Here is an 18,579-nt window from a genome sequence, read left to right on the forward strand (position 1 = left end):
AAATAAATGGAAAAAGTTGAATATCGGGTATCCATAAAAACAATAAAGGATATCTTAATCATAGTCTTGATTCTGGTTGTTGGATGGAACCTTCTAAAAGCCGATTTCAGTATTTCATTCGGTCAAATCAATTCGAGTGAGCTGCTATCATTGTTGTTGGCATTGTTCGCGATTGGATTGTCAGTGGCTTTTTACGTTAAGGCCAACAAAATAAGTAACATGTTTTACGACAACATGTATAAATTTACAAAACAGAATTCGGAGTTGCTAGGAAGGATCGAAGCTGGATTCGGAGAGCAGCTAAGACATCTAGACGAGGGATACTCTGGCCTAAGAGAACGTTTCGACATGCTTCCGATCGATTTAGCAAAAACCAAGGCCAGGGTTGAGGATGAAAAAGCCGAAGTCAAACAAATGGAACAAGAACGAGACAAGTTACTTGAAGAACTGGCTATTAGAGCAAATCTAGAAAATGCAGAAAAGGAAGCTATGTTTGCAAAGCTAAAATCCAGAGAGATAGAGTTACAATCAGCCAAAAATGAGCTTTCAAAACTTCAAATGAAATTGAGGGATGCCGTTGATGAGAAAGAATCGGGCGTTCCACTAAGAGCTATAAAGCATACGAAAAGAGCTGTTTTAGACAAATTAGGGCTGGAAGACATTGCAGAAGCAGATGATGCTACCTTAATGTCAGCGTGGAACCTTATTAAGGATGAGTTGTCAAGGCCATACATGAACGACCTACGTCGATCTGGTATAGCTGAAAAGAATGGAGAATTGACAGAGGAAGGCCTCCAGTTTATCAAGCTCACAGCACGAGAAGTAGGCGCTTAACCAAACGCGACAGACGGTCGGCACGGTAAGGCCGCGCCGCCGCTGCGCTCTCCCCCTGTTTGACCAATGAAAGATGAAATGAAAATGAAAGACGCCTATGACTAATTATGTAGCCTATATCCCAGTCTGCCTCGCTGTGATAGGGGTTGCTTGGGTAAGCAGAAAGATAAAGCCGATAATATTGCAAGTGTTTATTGCTTTTATCGCATCCATAGCAATTTCCATATTTTTGGCGTGTATTCCAGAATGGGTTCATTCATCAACCCCAGGAGAAAATGCCTTTTCTTGGACATTAGTTTTAGCTGCTACATATGCAATTGTTGCTGTTCCGGTGTCTTTTGTTGCGACGATAGTTTTTAATCTACTTCAGCGCCGCGATCAACGGAGCAACAACAAACAAGGGAATTCCGGGGGCAATTTGTAATAATTCAATGGAGTTAAATACACTGTCACCAGAATCCCACATCAATGCCTGCCCTCGCAGGTTGCCCGACGATTGAGATCAGACATGCAATGTCCAAGATAGGGGGCATTGACAAGATCGAATGGGGAAAAACATGATCGGAGCCATTATTGCGAAGAGGAATGTTAGGGCTGGTCTGGAAGCACTGAATCGGCGTGACGTATCCACGTTTCTGTCGTCTTGGGCGGAAGATGCTGTGTGGAGCTATCCCGGAGATTCACCTGTCAGTGGAAGGTTCATCGGTAAAAAGGCGATCAGGGGGTGGTTCGAGAATCTCCTACGACAGATGCCTCAACTGAAGTTTACTGTCCACAGTGTCTGCGTCTCCAATGTGTTCGATCTCGTCGGAAATAATACCGCGGCGGCCCATTGGGAGGTGGACTTCACCAACAGGGATGGCTATCGCCTGCAGTACAGTGGTGTGGCAATCCTTACCATCAAGAAGGGAAAGGTGGTCGAGGGACAAGATTTCATATTCGCAATGAACGATCAGATCAGGTGCCTGTGGGGCAACTCGAAGCCTGAAGTGTGACAAGGGATCTGATTGAGGGGTATGGACCATTGAAGATGAAATTACACGATGCCTGAGGGGATCTGTAAGTTCAATTCATCACTTCACATATTCACATTTGAGGAAAAGTGATGTCCCAACTCTCGTGTGGCCTCGGTCGCGGCGGAAAAACTGCCGCGCCGGTCACACTCATAGCCGTTTCGCGCCAAGCAAAGTCCGGCGTATCTTGCAGGGTGAAAGTCCCTGTCGGAGAAGGATTAGCCATCCGCTCCGTATCGAGTCTTGCGCCTGTGGCGGAGTCGTGAAGTATGCGGCGAACAAGACAGGTGAAGCATAGACAGAGAATCTTGCAGGCCGTAGGGGAGTCCGCGCTCCCTGAAGTGCTGGTACAGCTTCGAAAGAGGGATGTTGCGGATGCCGAGGACTTAACGGGCTCCGAAGGTAACACGATTTCATCCGTAATAGGCGAGGATGGATAGATCCGCCGGAGTCCACAGGCCATGGCATGCAGGAAGAGATATTCCGGGAACTTGGGAAGCCCCATTGACTCCTGGCGATGTAGAAAGGTTGTAGCAAGGTATATGGACATTGAGGCACGTACCGGGGAAACCCTGAAACAGCCTAGGCCGGAACCTGACGGATGACGTGGAACATCGCAACAGGGAGGCGAGGTATAACCGTGAAAGGGTAAGCCCGCCGCATGTCCTTGGGGTGTCTTATCACGTCCTTGGACCGTGACCGGGCAAAAAACGCCCGGCAGGTCAAGTCCGGCGCCGTTGAGGTTTTATGATCGAAATAAATGTCTTTCGGAATCTTTGCCTTACCGCGGTACTATTCCTGCTTTTCTCTTTGTGGGGATGCAAAGAGAGAAATGTGAACAAGGTACTATCAGTCTCGCTAGGCGGAGAGGAAATGGTCGCTACACAACCGGTTGAGCATATTATGACAGCTCTGCTTGCCCTGGAAAAAGATCCGGAGAGGTCCCGCTTGCTTGTGGCTGCCCATAAGGAATGGCTCACATTAAGGATGAACCATTGCGCAGCCGTGTGCAATTCGGGGGATTCGACAAAAGGCCGTCAAGACCTGACAGAATGCTATAATACCTTCGATAACCAACGAATAGAGATGTTGAATCAACAGAGGATCGCCCTGTTGTTCAACACCCCGCCAATAGGTCCCCTCCCGAACCAACCCATGAATTTCGCCTATTCCCCCGAGTCGAAGACCCGACCAAGTGAGCCCCGTTCCCTTGCCGTAGCCTCGGCTGCTCCCATGGCAGCAGTGACCTTCGCAAACGATATGACCGAAATATTCGATCTAGTAAGCGGGCGACTTCTAAGCAGGATACATACTCTTGACGCTGATAAACGGCGAGGTATTTATCATTTTTTTCTGTCCCCCAACGGAAGGGTCCTGATCGCCTCTTACCACTGGACAAAGAGAGGGCTGAAGATGTGGGACACGATAAGCGGGGACCTTCTCAGAGACAAAATGGTATTGCCCGACTATATACGGTTTCCCATGGCGGATGGCAGAAACTTCATATATACGGACAATAACAGGATCGGCATCTACGATATCGTGACGGACAAACCGATCTGGTATTCCGAGGGTAAGAGACCGGCCTCTTACATGGCGCTAAGCCCCGATGAAAAATGGCTGATAGTTGGGCGAGATGAGAAGATGGAGAGCTGGGAACTCATCAGGTCGGAAGGCAATCAAATCTCGTATGTTTTCCGAAGAGAGGAAACCGTGGGTAATTATTTCCAGCAACCAGCCTCAATCGTCTTTTCCCGCGACAACCAATCATTTATCGGTGCTCTTCCGAGCGGCTCCCTGATGAAATGGCAGATATCCGAGCTAAAGGTCGTACAGCGCATGCGATTTCCCAAATACAAGGACATCAGGATAATTCAGGTGCCACATGCGGATCCCTTCTTGATGGAAGCGAGGGTATCGAGTTTAGTATCGGAAGCATTCGTAGCCGACCTGGTGAAAGAAAAGGCGCAATGCCTGACTGAGCATAGAGGCACAAACACAAGGATGGCGGCTCTAGCCGACAATCTGGTACTGCTTGCCACCCCTCAGGAGTTAAAGATCGTGAGATTGCCCAGTTCCAGTGAAATGCTTCCCCTCGGAAAGGCGTTGGGCGGTATTGCCGCAGAGGCGCTCCCCCTCTATCCGGGTGTACAACAGGCCAATCCACAGTCACGGGTAGACTGCGACAGCTTTCAAACGGAAGCGATCGGTGTCTACGAAGGGAAATTGGAAAACGGCGTGAGGCGGTTCCGTGAAAGAATAGCCGGTAATGTTGTTGTGAATGTGGGTCTAACTGACAAACCCGTGAAACTGGTTTTAAGCTCATACGAACCGGTGGTTTGGCAATTGCGTCTATCTTCAGATGCACGAATTTCAGAAATTCTACTTTCCGGGTCCAATGAAAGCAGGATAGAGGGCATTTCCCAAACCGGGGTTACATATATCGGAAATGCCTATTCGTATGGATCAACTAACCCTCGAGGCCGTTCTGCTTCTGATCTTGCTTATTCCGTCAGGCAAAAGACAGGATGCGGTATGGATAATTTTCAGGGTTCCTATACAGGGTCGCTTTTCCATATTGGTGTACAGTCAAGCGGTAGTCGCTCGGAAGGGGATGGATTTTATAAGTATGTTGATGAGTATGGAAACGTTTCATACAAGGACCACCGAGACTAAGGCAAGGATAGAAGAGTAAGAGCTATGCATTTCACAAAATGAGGTTTCAACTCGCGGCCGGACCGGCCCAAAAACGGCCGGTCAGCCTTGTGTTAGACAGAAAATGGAGAAACAATGAACTCGACAGTAACGGCGGAGCAGATGATTAACGTCGGCGAGGAGACGGTGATAGAGGATCAATCTCCGAAGACATGCTTTGCAGTTGTGTTCGAGGATGACGGTGAGACAGGCTATTTCTATGGACTTGACAGGTCATTAGGCGATCCAATCTTGGACACCTTGCACATCTACAACTCAGATGCGGTTACCGACAAAAATATCCCGTCTAAGGTGCAGATATTGTGGTCGCAAGATGGATTGAAAGCCGCTTTGATCATTAATCAATATCCTCACGCTGTATTCGATTTTGAAGGGAAAAGAGGATACTGCAGATCGAATTTCCCACCACCAAATGAATGTTGGACAAAGTTTAGCCACGAATGGTGAGGCTGATCAGAAAAATTGATGGAAATTAGGCGAGAAATAGACGAGAAATGTGAGGAAAAGATGGAGAAGCCCCCTCACTTTTCTTGGCGGAATCGACGGGGGCTCCTCCTTGCCCAGCAGGAATCAGGCAGGAGTCATGCTACCAGAAATTATTCAGCGTCAGAAGCTTTTTTCCCTCCTTCATAACATCGACGTCGACCTTGCCGAGGGGGTGCGCTCCCTTGGTTGCCCTACTGTTCGGGACCGCTGCACCGAGGCGCCTATGTGCGCAAACCCCGTGGCGGCCCCGCCAACCTGTTCGAAACATTCTTCATACGCCATAGTCTTTGCTGCGGTCGTGAAGGTTGCCGACGACGGACCTTGCCGCCATCGGTGCTCTTCCTGGGCCGGCGTGTTTATTGGGGCGGGGTGATCGTTGTCGCCACAGCCCTTCGCCAACAGCGGGAAAAGGGTTACAGCGCCCGCAAGATCATGGACCTCTTCGGCGTCACCCTCTCGACTTTCAGACGCTGGCTGGCGTTTTTTCGCTCGACCTTCCCGCATACCTCAACCTGGCAAAGATTGCGCGGTCTCCTGATCCCTCCAGTGGCGGCGGAAGCGATTCCGTTGGGGGTGCTGGAGCGCCTGGGGCTTGGCCGCGACGGCCCGGAAACGGCGTTGGTGCGCTGTCTGCGACTGCTTGCGGGATGCGGCTTTTGAACAGGATCGGCGAGGGAGCTGGACTGTCGTAAGGGTCCGCGCAAAAGATGGCGGATTCGCATCGGGCTCGGAATGGTTTATAAGGCGGCTCTTGGCTGACCCGAAGGTGCTCCACAGTGGAGACGCCTGGATGGCGGCCGGAAAGGAGCCTTAAATGAAGAAGAATGTAGTCCCGAAGCAGCGCTGGGCCAGGTTTCGGCTGCAGGTGATCGGACCGCTATTGGCGAGCCCTGCCGCGAGCGGGGAGTTGCAGGGAAAGATCCGGGAATTGAGCGAGAGGGTGTACCGGCATCCCCTGCTCCCGGAGAAGTCTATACGACTTGGTTTTTCCACGCTCGAACGCTGGTACTACCAGGCGAAGGACGCCGCGGACCCGATCGCTGCGCTGAGTCGCAAGGCGCGTTCGGACGCCGGGTGTCAGATTGCGCTGTCCGAGGCGCTCTTGAGCGCCCTGGAAGTGCAGTATGCCAGGTATCCTCGCTGGACGGTGCAACTGCACTACGACAACCTCGCCGCCGAAGTGGCCCAAAAGCCCCAGATGGGAGCCTTGCCGAGCTACCAGAGCGTGCTTCGCCGAATGCGGGAGAAGGGGTGGCAGAAAAGGCGCGAGCCCGCGAACCCGACCGAAGGACAACGCCGCGCCGTCCGGCGCCGCGAAAGCCGTGAGATTCGCGGCTATGAGGCGAGCCACGTGCACGCCCTGTGGCACCTCGACTTCCACCAGGGAAGCCTCAAGGTGCTGGACGAGGAGGGGGGCTGGCAGACGCCCCTGGTGTGCGCGGTTCTGGACGACCGGAGCAGGCTCTGCTGCCATCTGCAGTGGTATCTGGCGGAAAGCGCCCAGAACCTCGCGCATGCTCTCACGCAGGCGATGCTGAAACGTGGGCTTCCCAGGGCTCTGATGACCGATAATGGAAGCGCGATGCTGGCGGAGGAAACCCGGGAGGGGCTGGCCCGACTCGGGGTGAGCCACGACACAACCCTTCCTTACTCGCCCTATATGAACGGGAAACAGGAGGTGTTCTGGGCGCAGCTTGAGGGACGTCTCATGGAGCTTTTGCGCGGGGTGAGCCCCTTGCGGCTGGAGTTCCTCAACCGCACCACCCAGGCGTGGGTCGAACAGGACTATCACCGCCGTACCCACAGCGAGATCGGCTGCGCTCCGATCGAGCGCCTGCTCGCCGGACCGGAGGTCTCCCGCTCGGCTCCCGACATGGACTCCTTGAATCTCGCCTTCACCCGCCAGGTTACGCGCACCCAGCGCAAAAGCGATGCAACCGTGACGGTCGAGGGGGTGCGCTTCGAGGTCCCGTCGCGGTTCAGGCATCTCCCCCGCCTGACGTTACGCCATGCCGGTTGGGACGTAAGCCGGATGGTTCTAGTGGATCCCGACAGCTGCAATCCCTTGGCCCGGCTGCTCCCCCAGGACAAGGAGAAAAACGCCTCCGGTCAGCGCCGCACTCTGGAACCGGTTGCGGCGCAGTCGGCCCAGGCGAACGCCTCACCCGAGGAGATGCCCGCACTGCTTCGCAAGTGGCTGGCGGATTACGCCGCCACCGGGCTTCCACCGGCCTATCTTGCCGTGAAGGAGGGTCCCGATGAACGATAAGACTCTCCTGGCCCTCTACGGGCTCAAGTACAACCCGTTCGTGCCGGCGCTTCCCGTGGAGGCGCTCTGGCCGCTGCCGGGCGCCGAACTCTTTGCCCGGCGCCTGGAGTCCCTGGTCTCCCAGGGCGGGTTCTCCCTGATCACCGGTGAGCCGGGCTACGGCAAATCGAAGACCCTGCAGTGGCTTGGCGCCCGCCTGGGACAACTGCCCGACATCGTAGTGGGGGTGATGGAGCGCCCCCAAAGCAAGGTCGCCGATTTCTATCGCGAGCTTGGAGAGCTATTCGGCGTTCAGCTCAATCCCGCCAACCGGTATGGCGGATTCAAGGCGCTGCGTGAGCGCTGGCGCGCACACTGTGCAGCGACTCTCTTGCGCCCGCTGCTCCTGGTCGATGAGGCTCAGGAGGTCAGCTCCGAGTGCCTGACCGAACTGAGGCTCCTGCAAAGCGCGAGCTTCGACTCCCAGAGCCTGCTCTTCACCGTGCTGTGCGGCGACGCCCGGCTCCCCCAGCGCTTCCGCACCCCGGAACTCCTACCCTTGGGCAGTCGCATCCGCGCCCGCCTGGAACTCTCCGCGCTCACCCCGCAGGAGCTGGCTTCCTACCTGGACTACGTCCTGCAGAAAGCCGGGGCGCCCCAGTTGATCGCACCGGAGCTGATCCAAACCCTGGCAACCCATGCACACGGAAACCTGCGGGTGCTCACACACATGGCGGCGGAACTGCTCACCGCCGCCGCCGAGCGCAACCTCCCGCGCATCGACGAACCCCTCTACTTCGACCTATTCACTCCTCCCGTGCGTCAGCCGCGCCGTTCCTGAAATAGCCCGGGAGGTGGATATGGAATGCACTGTGTATAACCCCCAGAAAAGACGGCTGGAAACGCTCGATGTGGAGATCACGGAGGAAAATACGACATGGTTCCGCTACCGTCGGAATATTAGAAGCATCACCATGATCACTGACTGGAACGGAGGACTGCTCATCAAGACAGGGTTTAACTATCCGGTCTATCTGTATGACGTATCGAGGGAGGACATCGGTTACAGCCGGAAGAAGGCAAGGGAGCTCATGCGGCAACTGAGGTAGGAAAAACCTGGGGGCGGCGGATGAACCTACTGTTATGCAGGGCTCAACCGCCGCCCATCCAGCATCCATGATCGTCAGGTCAGGGCCTGCAATGATCCCTCAATTAGCAAGTCTGAACCTCCCTCGATTATCGTGTTTACTCTCAATGGGATGACGCCGCGAGGAATCTATTCCTATAAGGATGTCTAACAACGTCCATGGACGTCGTTGGGGGCTGAGAAACGCCCCGGCGGGTCATGGCCGGCTCCGTTGAGGTTTTATGATCGAATTAGTTTCCGGACGGAAGCTGGATAACACACGGCGACAGCGGTAAATCCGTTGCGCCTTTAGACGTTGCACGTGAAAGAATGATGACAAAAGGCACACGAGAAGCTAAGATGTCGACATGAAACCTATCAACTGGAACTCGGATAAAAATGTGGCGCTCAAAATTGAGCGCGGCGTCTCCTTCGAGGAAGTATTGGTGGCAATCTCGCAAGGAGCGCTCCTCGATGTCGTCATACATCCAAACGAGGAAAAGTACCAGAATCAACGCATTTTTATCGTCCGCATTCGCGGTTACGCCTACTTGGTTCCCTTCGTTGAAACAGACGGAGAAATATTTCTGAAAACCGTCATCCCAAGCCGAAATGCCACCAAAAGGTATATCTCAAAGGGGAAGAACAATGAGTAGAAAAGCGAAAACTGAAGATAAGAAATATGAAGACGATATCCTCTCATCGTATGAGAGCGGTGAGTGGAAGTCTGTTGCAAATCTTGACGACGAAATAGTCCGGTATGCCTCTGGCGCTGCTGCTGCCCTCACAAAAGACAAACGCATCAATATTCGCCTTTCTACTCGAGATCTGGAAGATATCCAAATGCGGGCTGCCGAAGAAGGTATGCCCTATCAGACACTGATTGCCAGTATCGTTCACAAGTATGCCAGTGGCCGGCTGATCGAGGCTGCACCACGTCCAACTAAGCGCTCAACCGGTCGTGCCAAGAAGCTGCGCGCAGGCTAGCTCTCCCCCGTTGATTGATGTTCCCCCACCGCTACCTTCACAGCATGAACAGTGAGGGGGCGCGTCTTGAGCTTGTGGCAATGGTCAAGAGTTGAGACGCGACCCCCAAGTTGTTTACCGACCCCCAAGTTGTTTACAACGAGCAAGGGCCGGCCCGTTTCACTCGAAACGTCCGGCCCTTGCTCGTCTGTTCGGGGGAGGGGAGCAGGATTGACCTGCACCCTGCCGCGAGGCTGGCGCAGGAATCCTATTTCGTGCCGAATATCTTGTCCCCGGCATCGCCCAGGCCGGGAAGGATGTAGCCCTGTTCGTTCAGGCGCTCGTCGATGGAGGCAACGTAGATCTCCACATCGGGATGGGCGCGGCCGATGCGCTCCAGGCCCTCGGGAACGGCCACCAGAAAGAGCCCCTTGATGCGCCTGCAGCCGGTCTTTTTCAGCATCTCGATGGTTGTCAGCAGCGAGCCGCCGGTGGCCAGCATGGGATCGATGATCAGGGCGATGCGCTCCTCCATGCCGCTGGCGAATTTCTCGTAGTAGGCCACCGGTTCCAGCGTCTCCTCGTTACGGTAGAGGCCGACCACGCTGACCTTGGCGCTGGGGATCATGTCCAGGACGCCGTTCATCATCCCCAGGCCGGCCCGCAGGATCGGCACCACCGTGATCTTTTTTCCCTTGATCTGCTGGACGGTGACCGGTCCGGCCCAGCCGGTGATGGTGATGCTCTCGGTTTCCAGGTCTTTTGTCGCCTCATAGGTCAAAAGGCGGGCGACTTCGGACGCCAGTTCCCGAAACTGTTTCGTGCTCTGGTCCGCCTTGCGCATCAGGCCGAGTTTGTGCTGGATCAGGGGGTGCTTGACTTCGAAGATCGCCACGTGGTGACTCCTGTTCTGGGTGAAGTGTCTGCTGAACAGGGAGGATACAGGCCAACTTCGTGCCGGTCAAGGTCCCGTAACGTTGGTTCCAGGATCAGCACGGCCGAAAACAGAAACCATATCATCCTGTTCGTGCAGCCGCACAAGGATGAAATCATCCAACACTTCGGCGTGCACAGCATCGGGCTCTTCGGCAGGTATGCTCATGGGTACTGCGCAAAAAGATTGTGTATGATCCCCGGGATGTGCGATTCTACCCCACCCGGTTGAGCGTGGCGTTCGCCGGGGAATATCCGCGTCGGGAGAGAATGTGAACGCAGCGCCTCGGCTCTATCTGCTGGACGGGTCCAGTTACATTTACCGCGCCTACTATGGCGTGCGGGATTGCGCCACCTCGGTTGGGATGCCGACCAATGCCGTCTTCGGCTTCACCAGGATGCTGCTCAGCCTCCTGCAGGAGAACCGCCCCGATTACCTGGCAGTGGTATTCGATCCTCCCCGGGAAGGGACCTTTCGCCGGCAGATCTATCCCCCCTACAAGGCGCATCGGGACGACATGCCCACGGATCTCGCGGCCCAGCTGCCGTACATCAGGCAGGTCGTGCAGGCCCTCAATATCCCGGCCCTGGAAGCGCCTGGTTTCGAGGCTGACGATGTCATCGCCACCCTGGCCCGCCGCTCCGCGGACGAGGGTGCCCGGGTCACGGTCGTCACCGGCGACAAGGACCTGCTGCAGATCGTCGGCGAGCGGATCGGCCTGCTGGACACCATGAAGGGTCTCCGTTCCGGGCCCAGGGAAGTGCTGGACCGCTTCGGGGTGCCGCCGGAGCTGGTGCCGGACGTGCTGGGGCTGGCCGGGGACAGCAGCGACAATATCCCGGGGGTTCCCGGCATCGGCGAGAAGACCGCTGCCGAGTTGGTCCGGCGCTTCGGTTCTCTGGAGGGGGTGCTGCGCTGGAAAAGCCTGGTGAATGGCAGGCAGCGCCGGGAGAACCTGTCCGCCTATGGCGATCAGGCCCGGCTCTCCAAAACCCTGGCCACTGTCCGCTATGACGTGCCCCTGGAACTGTCCCTGGCTGATCTGTGCCGCCAGCCGCCCAACCTTCCACTGCTGATTCCCTTGCTGCGCGAGCTGGAATTCGGGGCGCTGGAGGTTGCCTTCACCCCGCCGCCAGCCGGCGTGGTGGAGATCTACTGCGATGGCTCGGGTCGGGACTCCGGGCCGGGTGGATATGGGGTGATCCTGCGCTATGGGGAGTCCGAGAAGGAACTCAGCGGTTTCGAGCCGGTCGCCACGTCCCAGCGCATGGAGTTGACCGCGGCCATCAGGGGGCTGGAGGCGTTGCACAAGCCCAGGCAGGTGCGCGTCTTCAGCGATTCGCAGTATCTGGTGCGGGGGATGGCTGAATGGCTCGAGCGCTGGATTCGCAGCGGTCGCCTGGAGACGCCGGATGCGCTCAAGAATCAGGATCTCTGGCAGCGGCTGGCTGGCCTGTCCGCCAAGCACCAGGTCAGTTGGGAGTGGGTGCGCGGCCACGACGGGCATCCCTTCAACGAGCGTTGCGACCGGCTGGCGAAACGGGCGCTTGAGGCGGGGATGGGGGCGGCCGGGGAGAACGGCCCGATGGAGCCGCGGGAACGGGAGAGGGACGAGGAACCGAGCCCGTCGCCGGTCGCTCCGGCCAGGCCGGCTTCGCTCCCGGTCGTGGAACCGGCTGCCTATGCGGCCGATGCCGACGGGCAGCTCCTGCTCTGTTGAGGTGGTGGTTGCGGAGGGACAGCTTGCCTTCCCTCTGGTCTGGTAGGGGCCGTGGTTTGGGAAAACCCTGTGGAAAGGAACGATTACATGATGTCACGCATACGGTTGATGGCTGCTCTCTCGTTACTGCTCATGCTCCTCGGTTGCAGCAAGCTGACCCAGGAGAATTATGCCAAACTCAAGATGGGGCTTGGTTATGGCGAGGTGGTCACGATCCTCGGCAAGCCCGACTCCTGCTCGGAGGCCCTGTTCGCAAAGAGTTGCGTCTGGGGGGACGAGCAGAAGAACATAACGGTGAATTTCGCGGGGGACAGGGTGGTCCTGTTCACCAGCACGAATATCAGGTAGCACGTGATTCACGTGCGACCGCCTGCCCGCCTCTGGCTGCCCGGGACAGCTCAAACATAACCACGGCAGTCCAGGGAGCAGTGATGGAGAAAACAGTTTACACCTGGGATGGGGATACTCTCGTGCTTAATATCCTCGGCACACCCAACGCCAAGCGGGACGCAATCGGCAAGGTCAAGGGGCACCAGCTCTGCGTCAGCGTAACCGCGGTTCCACGCGCCGGGCGGGCAACCGACCACATGGTGCGGTTTCTTGCCGCTGAATTCGGCGTGTCGGTCGATGCTATCCAGGTGGTGTTTGGCCGCATGAATGTCAACAAACAGCTGCGGATCAAGGCGCCCACGCGCCTGCCGTCGGTTATCGCACAGCAGCAGCTGTGCTTGTCCCTGTCCTGAAACCATGCGGGGATCATGCGCCGCTGCAGCGACCAGGCCCCGGCCTGCCAGGGTGAAACGGGATAACAGGGTGCTTTTTCCGGGCACGCGAGGCCGTCTCAGGCGGCGCAACCCTGGCATCCGCGAAAGAGCGCCTGCCTGCCCCATGATCAAGAGTCCGCGCACCAAAGGCCCTTCGCAGATGCGATTATTGATACTTTCTGAAAACGTTGTCCCCCGCTCCCTGGCACGGACGGCTGTCCGCTTGTTGCTCGTGGCCGCCCTGCTGCTCTCCCTTGTGGGCTGTGGCGAGCAGGGGGAAATGGGGGCGCCTCCCGCCCCCCTCGGGGAAACGGCGCGGCATACCGTCGCCCAGGGGGCGATTTCATCCGCTGCCAGGCCGTTTTCGACCATAACGACAGCCGGCAACGCTTCGGCGCTGAACCTTCCCGAACCTCCCGCCGTGGAGCCGTCGGGCAGACAGGGCAAGGTCAGGTACCTGGCCGGGGAAAGCCCCGAGTTCGCGCGACGGAAGGGGTGGCCGGTGAAATCCCCTGACCCGCTCCCCGGCTCGATCCTGCCGGAAAAGCGCATCCTGGCCTTTTACGGCAATCCGCTCTCCAAACGCATGGGAGTTCTGGGCGAGTACCGCACGCATGACATGCTGGCCAGGCTGAGGCGAGAGGCGGAGCGCTGGGAGGCGGCCGACCGCTCCCATCCGGTCCAGCCGGCCCTGCACCTGATCGCCGTGGTGGCCCAGGAGAGCCCGGGCAGGGATGGCACATACCGCATGGTCATGCCGGACGAACTGGTGAACCGGGTCCATGGTTGGGCCAGGGAGGCCGATGCCCTGCTGTTTATCGATATCCAGACCGGTCATGACAGCATCCGCACGCTGCTGCCCCGTTTCGAGCGGTTCCTCAGGAACCCGGACGTGCATCTGGGCATCGACCCGGAGTTCAACTTGGCCGCCAGCAGGGCCAGGCCAGGCACGCGCATCGGCAGCTATGACGCGGAGGATATCAATTACGTCAGCGGCTATCTGGCGGAACTGGTGAAGAAGCATAAGCTGCCCCCCAAGGTGCTGGTGGTGCACCGTTTCACCAGGAACGGCCTGACCAATTTTCGCCGCATCATCCTGCGGCCCCAGGTGCAGATCGTCATCAATATGGACGGCTGGGGGCCTCCCCTGCTCAAGCGCGATACCTACAGGTCGTACGTGGTCAGCGAACCGGTCCAGTACACCGGCTTCAAGCTCTTCTACCGCAACGACACCAGGAAGGGGCACAGGCTGCTGACTCCCAAAGAGCTGCTCAGGCTGAACCCGCAGCCGCTCTACATCCAGTACCAGTGAAAGCGCTCTCCTGTCGGCACGGCCGGCGCTGATCCAAAGGAAATCCGTTAGGACACTGATCGCAATGTTCCCTTTTACTCTCAACGGCACGATCAAGATTAAAGAGAACTGTGCCCTGTCCCCCCAGACGGTGCAGGACGAGATCGCCTCCACGCTTCTGGTCAGCGGTGTCCCGGTGGATTACCTGCCTGAGGGCGGTTTTCGCTTCCGGCTGGGGATGGCTCAGCATTTCTCCTGGACGTTCCTGCTGGGTGCTTCCTCCGGGATTGTGCGCTGCTCCGAGCGGTCCGGCCTGGTGCGCATCAGCTACAGGCTGCGCTTCTTCCACCTTATGCTCCAGGTCTCGGCCCTGCTGTTCATCTGCTGGCGGCTGGAACTCGTCTTCAGCCCGCTTACCATCCCCCGCGAATACTACCTGGCCGTCTGGATCTGGCTGCTGCTGGGCAATATCCTGATCACCCTGCAGGAGTTCAGGCGCTTCCTGCGCGGCTGCGCCCGCGACTCCGGCGAGCGAATCTTTTTCTGGCGCGGCAGCGGACCGGTGGACACAACGCTTCCCGGAAGCGCTGCAGCTCCGGCCTTCGCGCCCGCGCCGCCGGCCGGCCCTACTTCCCCAGGTAACGCTTCTTCAGGTTGAGCCCCACCATCCACTGCCCCAGGGAGCGTCGGGGGAGGACTTTCAGCATTTCGGCGCGCAGCGCCTCGATATCGCGGGAGTTTCGCGGCGACTGTAAGATGCCGCTGCCCGCGGGAAGAACCATTGCACTGTGGGCCGGTTTTGGGGTAGGGTAGAAAGTCCGGTTGGCGCTGCCGCAGGGGGCGCTTCCCGCCGGACCGTTGCGTGCGCCGAGGTGGCCGGAATCGTTCGCCCCTGCCTGTTTCACCCGAGGAGGAGATCATGAAACGACTGTTTGTACTCGTGCTGTCGATCCTAACGCTGCTGGCTCCCTGTGTCGTATCCGCCCAGCCCCTTGCCATTCTCCCGTCCAACACCAGCATCCAGTTCAAGGTACGCAACCTGGGAATCATGAACGTCACCGGTTCCTTCGGAACATTCCGGGGGACGCTGGATCTGGATGAAGCGGACATCACCAGATCGAAGGTGGAGGTGAGCATCGAGACCGCCTCCATCAACACCGGCATCGACAGGCGCGACAAGCATCTGCGCAGCGCTGATTTCTTCGATGTCGCCCGGTACCCGGCCATGAGGTTCAGCTCCACGGCCCTGGAAAAACTGGGGGAGGACAGGCTGAAACTGACCGGAAATCTTACCATACGGGGGATCAGCAGACCGGTGGTGCTGACGGTGGAGGCGCAACCAATTGAGGGACGGGCAGATTTCACCCGTTCGGCATTGGCCACTGCCACCATCAACCGCCAGGACTTCGGGGTCAGTTATGGCGCGGTGATCGGTGACGAGGTACAGATCACCATCACCACCCGCTTGAAGAAACCGTAACGCTTTTAGCTGTTTACGGCGCGGGAAACGCCGTGCCGATTTATGCTTTTTTTACTGCGGCCTGATGCGTTGCCCGGATTCCCATGGCCCGTGCATGGGGTGCCGCATCTGTTGTTTTTGAATCAGGGGGGCGGAGCCACGGCGTGGCCCGACTAATTGTTGTACGGAGTCGAGACTTCAATGAACCTTTTACGTGTTGTAACCTGTCTGCTGTTTCTCTTCATCAGCGCCTGCGCCACTGTACAGAAACCACCTCTGGTCCCTGTTCCCGGCAGTTCCGTCGATACCCTTTCCAGCTCGGTCTCGCTCTCGCTGCGCACCGCCGGCGGCACCGTGTCCGGCAATGGCCTGATGACCTATCGCCGTCCCGATCAGTTCCACTTTGTCATGCTCTCTCCCTTTGGTTCCACTGTTCTGGAGGCGTTCGCCCTGGGGGACCGGCTGACGCTGGTCTACCCCTCCCAGGCGGTTGCCTATTCGGGCCGTTTCGAGGAGTTACCCCAGGGGAGCGGCATGGCGGGATGGCGCCTGCTGCGCTGGGTCATGGACACAGCGCCCTCAGTCATGGCCGGAATGAGCGGCACCATCCAACGTTCCAACAGCGTGGTCGGTTCGGAAAGCGTGACCTTTGCCTCCGGCCTGGTGACCCACAAGACAGCCCCCACGGGAGACCGGGTGAGCTATGGCGCCTATGAGATGGTCAATGGCGTTCCCTTTGCCGGGAAGCTGGAGATGCTGACCATGGATAACGACCGGATTCTGCTCGGCTTCCAGGAGCCGGAGGTCAACCTGGCCCTTGACCTGTCCGACTTCACTCCCCGCTTAAAGGGTGTAAAAATTTTGCCGCTCTCGGCGTTACCGGTGGCTGCTCCAGGGGAATGAACCGGGAAACGCGACACCCCTCAGTTGCCGTGTTTTGAATGAAAGAGGAGGCGTTTGATGCATCCATTGGAGCCGGTAGCCTGCGCCGAGCTGATCAGAAACTCGAAATCAATGGTCGCGCTGACCGGGGCGGGCATATCCACCGCGGCCGGCATCCCCGACTTCAGGGGGCCCAAGGGGCTGTACGTCACCCGGCGCTACGACCCCGAACTGGTTTTCGAGATTGACAACTTTCAGCGCGCACCGCAGTATTTCTACGAGTTTACCAGCGATTTTGCCACTGCGGTGAGGGATGTTGCTCCCACCTTTACCCATCGTTTCCTCGCCCAGCAGGAGCAGGCGGGACAGCTGGAGGGGGTCATCACCCAGAACATCGATATCCTGCACCAGATGGCGGGGAGCAGGAACGTCCTGGAACTGCACGGTTCCTACCGTTCGGCCACCTGCCAGTCCTGCCGCACGCGGTTGCACGAGCTGGATTACCCTTGGTGGATCGATGCCATGGCCGGCAGCAGCCACCCACCGGTGGTACATTGCCCATCCTGTGACGGGCTCCTGAAGCCGGACATCGTATTTTTCGGCGAAGCGGTCAACGGCTTTGGTCGGGCCGAAGCCATGGTCGCAGCCTGCGACCTCTTGCTGGTGCTGGGGTCGTCCCTGAACGTCACCCCGGCATCGCTGCTTCCCTACAGCACATCTGCCCCGACGGTTATCGTCAATCGGGGCAGCGTCATGTTGCCGCCAGCTCCCAACCGCTACTTCGTGGACGAGGATCTGGACGACTATTTCACGAAGGTTGCGGACCATGTGCGGCGCTGAACAGGGGGAGCGTCGAGGTACGATGAACCTGAATTCTTCAGTTGGGAGCAGTCTCCTTTCGCGCGGACGAAAGATTCCTGGTGCGCTCTCTCCGACAGCCCCCAACTGCCGTTTCCAGGATGAATACACTTTGAGCAGAGCGAGGAGAGAGGCATGATCCCGGAACGGGTCGATCGGATGACATCCTTCATCGTCATGGATGTACTTGAAAAAGCTCAGGAGATGGAGCGGGCAGGGATCGATGTTATCCATCTGGAAGTGGGGGAGCCGGACTTCGGCGTGCCGGAATGCGTCAGCGAGGCGATCAGCCGGGCGGTTCGTGACGGGCACACCCACTACACCCACAGCCTCGGCATGGTCGAGTTGCGGGAGGCGATCTGCGAGCATTACGGAAAGAACTACGGTGTGGCGGTTCACCCCGATCAGGTGGTGGTGACCTCCGGCACGTCGCCGGCCATGCTGAGCATGTTCTCCACACTGCTCGCCAAGGGGGACGAGGTGATCATCTCCGATCCCCACTATGCCTGTTATCCCAACTTCATCCAGTTTCTGGAGGGGAAGGTGGTCAAGGTGCCGGTGTGCGAGGATGACGGCTTCCAATACCGCCCCGAGGCCATCCGCGACAGGATCACGGAGAGGACCAGGGCGATCCTGATCAACTCCCCCAGCAACCCCACCGGCACGGTGCTGTCGGCGGAGCGCATGTGGGCCATTGCCCAGTTGGGGCCGTACTGCATTTCCGACGAAATCTACCATGGGCTGAACTACCATGGCAGCGAGCATACCATCCTGGAGTTCACCGACCATGCCTTTGTGCTGAACGGTTTCTCCAAGATCTTCGCCATGACCGGCCTGCGCCTGGGGTACCTTATCGCTCCCCCCTGCTTCATTCGCCCCCTGCAGAAGCTTCAGCAGAACTTCTTTCTGGCGCCCAACTCGGTCGCCCAGATCGGCGGCATCGCCGCGCTGAAGGAAGCCGATGCCGATGTGCTCAGGATGAGGAATACCTACGACCAGCGCCGGCGCTTTATGATCCAGCGCCTGAGGGACATCGGCTTCGGCATTCCGGTGGAGCCGACCGGCGCCTTTTACGTGTTCGCAAACGCCAAACATCTCTCCGGCGACTCCTACGCCCTTGCCTACGACATCCTGGAAAAGGCCCGCGTGGGGGTGACCCCCGGCATCGATTTTGGCCAGGGGGGAGAGGGGTACCTGCGCTTCACCTATGCCAATTCCCTGGAAAATATCGCCGAAGGGTTAAGTCGGCTGGAGCGCTACGTGGCTGAGAGGACGTGCTGACG

The 18,579-nt window shown here is 57.9% G+C and carries 23 protein-coding genes; 20 read left to right on the forward strand and 3 right to left on the reverse strand.

The window, feature by feature from the left end:
- The first annotated feature begins 6 nt into the window (after nt 1-6).
- From PPRO_RS04585 to PPRO_RS04630, 11 genes are all read left to right on the forward strand, one after another.
- Nucleotides 7-834 (forward strand): coiled-coil domain-containing protein, encoded by an 828-nt coding sequence (locus PPRO_RS04585; protein ID WP_011734873.1) that lies wholly within the window; start codon nt 7-9, stop codon nt 832-834.
- A 97-nt stretch (nt 835-931) separates the two neighbouring features.
- A complete protein-coding gene (locus PPRO_RS20775) occupies nt 932-1,258 on the forward strand; it encodes a hypothetical protein (RefSeq protein ID WP_011734874.1) in 327 nt (108 codons plus the stop codon).
- Nucleotides 1,259-1,391: 133 nt separating this feature from the next.
- Nucleotides 1,392-1,829 carry a nuclear transport factor 2 family protein gene (locus tag PPRO_RS04590; protein ID WP_011734875.1) on the forward strand — a complete coding sequence of 146 codons (438 nt, stop codon included), beginning with the start codon at nt 1,392-1,394 and terminating at the stop codon, nt 1,827-1,829.
- Between the two features lie 852 nt (nt 1,830-2,681).
- Nucleotides 2,682-4,523, forward strand: a complete 1,842-nt coding sequence (locus tag PPRO_RS04595) for a WD40 repeat domain-containing protein (RefSeq protein ID WP_157039934.1) — start codon at nt 2,682-2,684, stop codon at nt 4,521-4,523.
- A gap of 114 nt (nt 4,524-4,637) precedes the next feature.
- Nucleotides 4,638-5,009, forward strand: a complete 372-nt coding sequence (locus tag PPRO_RS04600) for a DUF2251 domain-containing protein (protein ID WP_041532130.1) — start codon at nt 4,638-4,640, stop codon at nt 5,007-5,009.
- Between the two features lie 264 nt (nt 5,010-5,273).
- A complete protein-coding gene (locus tag PPRO_RS04605) occupies nt 5,274-5,708 on the forward strand; it encodes a hypothetical protein (protein WP_198138261.1) in 435 nt (144 codons plus the stop codon).
- 154 nt (nt 5,709-5,862) lie between these two features.
- Nucleotides 5,863-7,317, forward strand: coding sequence for an IS481 family transposase (locus PPRO_RS04610; RefSeq protein ID WP_011734404.1), 1,455 nt, complete (start codon nt 5,863-5,865; stop codon nt 7,315-7,317).
- Complete coding sequence (locus tag PPRO_RS04615; RefSeq protein ID WP_011734879.1) at nt 7,307-8,137, forward strand: ExeA family protein; 831 nt, start codon at nt 7,307-7,309, stop codon at nt 8,135-8,137. Before PPRO_RS04610 ends, PPRO_RS04615 begins: the two co-directional genes overlap by 11 nt.
- 19 nt (nt 8,138-8,156) lie before the next feature.
- Entirely contained in the window at nt 8,157-8,405 is a 249-nt protein-coding gene (locus PPRO_RS04620) for a hypothetical protein (RefSeq protein ID WP_011734407.1), read from the forward strand.
- Nucleotides 8,406-8,790: 385 nt separating this feature from the next.
- Nucleotides 8,791-9,078, forward strand: coding sequence for a BrnT family toxin (locus tag PPRO_RS04625; RefSeq protein WP_011734881.1), 288 nt, complete (start codon nt 8,791-8,793; stop codon nt 9,076-9,078).
- Nucleotides 9,071-9,409, forward strand: coding sequence for a hypothetical protein (locus PPRO_RS04630; protein ID WP_011734882.1), 339 nt, complete (start codon nt 9,071-9,073; stop codon nt 9,407-9,409). The genes PPRO_RS04625 and PPRO_RS04630 overlap by 8 nt, the downstream gene beginning before the upstream one ends.
- Before the next feature lie 247 nt (nt 9,410-9,656).
- On the opposite strand, the gene upp is transcribed toward PPRO_RS04630, so the two are convergent.
- Both upp and PPRO_RS20780 read right to left on the reverse strand, forming a co-directional pair.
- Entirely contained in the window at nt 9,657-10,283 is a 627-nt protein-coding gene (upp, locus tag PPRO_RS04635; protein WP_011734883.1) for a uracil phosphoribosyltransferase, read from the reverse strand.
- Nucleotides 10,284-10,349: 66 nt separating this feature from the next.
- The gene (locus PPRO_RS20780) at nt 10,350-10,490 is read right to left on the reverse strand and encodes a hypothetical protein (RefSeq protein ID WP_157039935.1); all 141 of its coding nucleotides are present in this window, start codon (nt 10,488-10,490) and stop codon (nt 10,350-10,352) included.
- A gap of 103 nt (nt 10,491-10,593) precedes the next feature.
- On the opposite strand from PPRO_RS20780, the gene rnhA reads away from it, so the two are divergent.
- The 5 genes from rnhA (at nt 10,594) to PPRO_RS04660 (ending at nt 14,755) form a co-directional block, all read left to right on the forward strand.
- Nucleotides 10,594-12,042: a ribonuclease HI gene (gene rnhA, locus PPRO_RS21715; protein ID WP_011734885.1), complete on the forward strand. Its 1,449-nt coding sequence runs from the start codon at nt 10,594-10,596 to the stop codon at nt 12,040-12,042.
- An 87-nt stretch (nt 12,043-12,129) separates the two neighbouring features.
- Nucleotides 12,130-12,390, forward strand: coding sequence for a hypothetical protein (locus tag PPRO_RS04645; RefSeq protein ID WP_011734886.1), 261 nt, complete (start codon nt 12,130-12,132; stop codon nt 12,388-12,390).
- Nucleotides 12,391-12,473: 83 nt separating this feature from the next.
- Nucleotides 12,474-12,785, forward strand: coding sequence for a DUF167 domain-containing protein (locus PPRO_RS04650; RefSeq protein ID WP_041532131.1), 312 nt, complete (start codon nt 12,474-12,476; stop codon nt 12,783-12,785).
- A 145-nt stretch (nt 12,786-12,930) separates the two neighbouring features.
- Entirely contained in the window at nt 12,931-14,118 is a 1,188-nt protein-coding gene (locus tag PPRO_RS04655; RefSeq protein WP_232286690.1) for a hypothetical protein, read from the forward strand.
- A 64-nt stretch (nt 14,119-14,182) separates the two neighbouring features.
- A complete protein-coding gene (locus PPRO_RS04660; protein WP_011734888.1) occupies nt 14,183-14,755 on the forward strand; it encodes a hypothetical protein in 573 nt (190 codons plus the stop codon).
- Here PPRO_RS04660 and PPRO_RS20785 read toward each other — a convergent pair.
- The gene (locus PPRO_RS20785) at nt 14,724-15,002 is read right to left on the reverse strand and encodes a hypothetical protein (RefSeq protein WP_011734889.1); all 279 of its coding nucleotides are present in this window, start codon (nt 15,000-15,002) and stop codon (nt 14,724-14,726) included. The genes PPRO_RS04660 and PPRO_RS20785 overlap by 32 nt on opposite strands.
- A 14-nt stretch (nt 15,003-15,016) precedes the next feature.
- Here PPRO_RS20785 and PPRO_RS04665 point away from each other — a divergent pair, with 14 nt between their 5' ends.
- The 4 genes from PPRO_RS04665 to PPRO_RS04680 all read left to right on the forward strand — a co-directional run bounded on the left by PPRO_RS04665 (nt 15,017) and on the right by PPRO_RS04680 (nt 18,577).
- Complete coding sequence (locus tag PPRO_RS04665; protein WP_011734890.1) at nt 15,017-15,577, forward strand: YceI family protein; 561 nt, start codon at nt 15,017-15,019, stop codon at nt 15,575-15,577.
- Between the two features lie 180 nt (nt 15,578-15,757).
- Complete coding sequence (locus PPRO_RS04670) at nt 15,758-16,459, forward strand: LolA-like protein (protein ID WP_011734891.1); 702 nt, start codon at nt 15,758-15,760, stop codon at nt 16,457-16,459.
- A 57-nt stretch (nt 16,460-16,516) separates the two neighbouring features.
- The gene (locus PPRO_RS04675) at nt 16,517-17,278 is read left to right on the forward strand and encodes an SIR2 family NAD-dependent protein deacylase (protein ID WP_011734892.1); all 762 of its coding nucleotides are present in this window, start codon (nt 16,517-16,519) and stop codon (nt 17,276-17,278) included.
- 153 nt (nt 17,279-17,431) lie between these two features.
- Complete coding sequence (locus PPRO_RS04680) at nt 17,432-18,577, forward strand: pyridoxal phosphate-dependent aminotransferase (protein ID WP_011734893.1); 1,146 nt, start codon at nt 17,432-17,434, stop codon at nt 18,575-18,577.
- The last annotated feature ends 2 nt before the right edge of the window (nt 18,578-18,579 follow it).

Source organism: Pelobacter propionicus DSM 2379 (genome assembly GCF_000015045.1).
GTDB classification, from domain to species: Bacteria; Desulfobacterota; Desulfuromonadia; order Geobacterales; family Pseudopelobacteraceae; genus Pseudopelobacter; species Pseudopelobacter propionicus.

Excerpts from the sequence above, each read along its gene's own strand:
- PPRO_RS04585 (WP_011734873.1), top strand. The coding sequence starts at position 7 with ATGGAAAAAGTTGAATATCGGGTATCCATAAAAACAATAAAGGATATC.
- PPRO_RS20775 (WP_011734874.1), top strand. The coding sequence starts at position 932 with ATGACTAATTATGTAGCCTATATCCCAGTCTGCCTCGCTGTGATAGGG.
- PPRO_RS04590 (WP_011734875.1), top strand. The coding sequence starts at position 1,392 with ATGATCGGAGCCATTATTGCGAAGAGGAATGTTAGGGCTGGTCTGGAA.
- PPRO_RS04600 (WP_041532130.1), top strand. The coding sequence starts at position 4,638 with ATGAACTCGACAGTAACGGCGGAGCAGATGATTAACGTCGGCGAGGAG.
- PPRO_RS04610 (WP_011734404.1), top strand. The coding sequence starts at position 5,863 with ATGAAGAAGAATGTAGTCCCGAAGCAGCGCTGGGCCAGGTTTCGGCTG.
- PPRO_RS04615 (WP_011734879.1), top strand. The coding sequence starts at position 7,307 with ATGAACGATAAGACTCTCCTGGCCCTCTACGGGCTCAAGTACAACCCG.
- PPRO_RS04620 (WP_011734407.1), top strand. The coding sequence starts at position 8,157 with ATGGAATGCACTGTGTATAACCCCCAGAAAAGACGGCTGGAAACGCTC.
- PPRO_RS04625 (WP_011734881.1), top strand. The coding sequence starts at position 8,791 with ATGAAACCTATCAACTGGAACTCGGATAAAAATGTGGCGCTCAAAATT.
- PPRO_RS04630 (WP_011734882.1), top strand. The coding sequence starts at position 9,071 with ATGAGTAGAAAAGCGAAAACTGAAGATAAGAAATATGAAGACGATATC.
- PPRO_RS20780 (WP_157039935.1), bottom strand. The coding sequence starts at position 10,490 with ATGAGCATACCTGCCGAAGAGCCCGATGCTGTGCACGCCGAAGTGTTG.
- PPRO_RS04645 (WP_011734886.1), top strand. The coding sequence starts at position 12,130 with ATGATGTCACGCATACGGTTGATGGCTGCTCTCTCGTTACTGCTCATG.
- PPRO_RS04650 (WP_041532131.1), top strand. The coding sequence starts at position 12,474 with ATGGAGAAAACAGTTTACACCTGGGATGGGGATACTCTCGTGCTTAAT.
- PPRO_RS04655 (WP_232286690.1), top strand. The coding sequence starts at position 12,931 with ATGATCAAGAGTCCGCGCACCAAAGGCCCTTCGCAGATGCGATTATTG.
- PPRO_RS04660 (WP_011734888.1), top strand. The coding sequence starts at position 14,183 with ATGTTCCCTTTTACTCTCAACGGCACGATCAAGATTAAAGAGAACTGT.
- PPRO_RS04665 (WP_011734890.1), top strand. The coding sequence starts at position 15,017 with ATGAAACGACTGTTTGTACTCGTGCTGTCGATCCTAACGCTGCTGGCT.
- PPRO_RS04670 (WP_011734891.1), top strand. The coding sequence starts at position 15,758 with ATGAACCTTTTACGTGTTGTAACCTGTCTGCTGTTTCTCTTCATCAGC.
- PPRO_RS04675 (WP_011734892.1), top strand. The coding sequence starts at position 16,517 with ATGCATCCATTGGAGCCGGTAGCCTGCGCCGAGCTGATCAGAAACTCG.
- PPRO_RS04680 (WP_011734893.1), top strand. The coding sequence starts at position 17,432 with ATGATCCCGGAACGGGTCGATCGGATGACATCCTTCATCGTCATGGAT.